2 protein-coding genes are annotated in these 1874 nt (G+C 62.2%); one reads left to right on the top strand and one right to left on the bottom strand.

What is annotated here, in order from left to right:
- The coding region (locus tag A2I95_RS34655) for an iron-sulfur cluster-binding domain-containing protein (RefSeq protein WP_291737100.1) at positions 1–741 on the top strand (741 nt) is incomplete at its 5' end.
- Between the two features lie 52 nt (positions 742–793).
- Here the strand turns inward: A2I95_RS34655 and A2I95_RS34650 are convergent.
- The coding region (locus A2I95_RS34650; protein WP_291737099.1) for an ABC transporter substrate-binding protein at positions 794–1874 on the bottom strand (1081 nt) is incomplete at its 5' end.

Below are 1874 nucleotides of genomic sequence, written 5' to 3'. Positions count from 1 at the left end.
GTATTCACCCTGCCCAAGCGTCCGAATGGCAAGTTCCTGTTCATCTCGGCTGGCTCCGGCATCACGCCCAGCCTGTCGATGACACAGTATCTGTTTGACCGCGGCCAGTCGCCCGACATCTGCTTTATCAACTGCGCCAAACGGCCCAGCGAGATTATCGCCCGCCAGCAACTGGAAAGCATGGCGTCGCGGCTGCCGGGGCTGAAGCTGAATCTGGTGGTGGAAGAAGACGACCCTTATCAGGTCTGGACCGGCTACCGGGGCCAGCTCAATCAGATCATGCTGGGCCTGATTGCGCAGGATTATCTGGAGCGCGAGGTCTACTGCTGCGGGCCGGAACCCTTCATGCAGGCGGTGCGCGACATGCTCAACGGCCTTGGCTTTGACATGGAGAACTATAATCAGGAAAGCTTTGGCGCTCCGGTTGAGACTGCCGCTGACGTGCCTGAGATTGATGATGTTGTGCCGGAAGAGACCGCTGCCGCCGAGATCAGCTTTGCGGCCTCCGGTGTGATGGCGGCCTGCACCGAGACCGACACCGTGCTGGCGGTGGCCAAGGCCTCGGGTCTCAACATCCCGTCGGGCTGCACCTTTGGCATCTGCGGCACCTGCAAGGTCAAGAAGACCGCAGGCGAGGTGCATATGGTCCACAATGGCGGCATCTCGGAAGAGGATGTGGAGGCGGGCTATATCCTGGCCTGCTGCTCCAACCCGATTGGCCGGGTTGAGGTCGATATCTGATGAAAACGGGCGCGCGCCGGGTCTGGCGCGCGCCCTTCTATTTGAGGCCTGATCAGGCTTCCAGTGCCAGTTTGTGCACATGGATTTCGTTGATCGGATGGCTCTCGGCGCCGATAATGCCGGGGCGTGCGTGGCGGTAGAGCGAGCGCCAATAAGGCTGGATCACAGTGCCGTCGTCACGCATGAACTGTTCGATCTTCTCCATATGGGTGCGGCGGGTGTCCGCGTCGGCAATGGCTGAGGCGGCCTCCAGCATGCTGTCGAACTCGGCGCTGGCGAGGCCGGTTTCATTCCAGGCGACCCCGGTCTTGTAGGCCAGTGTCAGCACCTGGACCCCCAGCGGGCGGTGACCCCAGTCGGTGGAGCTGAACGGATACTTGTCCCAGTCGTTCCAAAAGGTGTTGCCGGGCAGAACCGTGCGTTTCACCTTAAGGCCCGCATCGCGCATCTGTGCTGCCAGCGCATCGGTGGTATTGCGCCGCCAGTCGTCGTCGATCGAGAACAGCTCATGCTCGAAATCGAGCATCCCGGCTTCTTCCATCAGCTGACGTGCGGCCTCGGCGTCGCGCACAGGTGCGCCGATATCAGCGTATTCCGGGTGGATCGGGCAGACGTGGTGGTTTTCCGCCAGGGTGCCGCGGCCGTCATAGCCGAGTTCCAGCAGCACGGCGTTGTCGCAGGCCAGCGCCAAGGCGCGGCGGACGCGGGCGTCGGCATAGGGCTGGACCCCGTCCACCTCGGCGTCGCGGTTGGTGCGCAGCACCAGGGTATTGGCAGAGACCGACTCGCTGACGTTCCAGCCGATGGAGGTGAAGATGTCGACATATTCACCCACGGTCTCGTAGGTCATGTCGATTTCTTCGGCTTCGGCAGCTGACAAGTGGGTCGAGGCATCGGTGCCGAAGTCGATGAATTCGATCCGGTCAAGATAGGCGCCTTCGCCCCACCATTCGTGATCGGTGTTCTTTTCCAGCGCGACTTTCACGCCGACCTCGTATTCCACCAGCTTGTACGGGCCGGTGCCGACCGGATCGGCGCCCGGATCGCCCGACCAGCCGTCCGGTACGATGGCGGCGGGGTATTCGGTGACTGCCGGGATGATGGTGATATCCGGGCGGGTGAGCTTTACCTTC

The organism is Leisingera sp. F5 (assembly GCF_001593695.1).
Note: the sequence above shows the minus strand (reverse complement) of the source record. Positions and strands in the feature narration are given on the sequence as shown.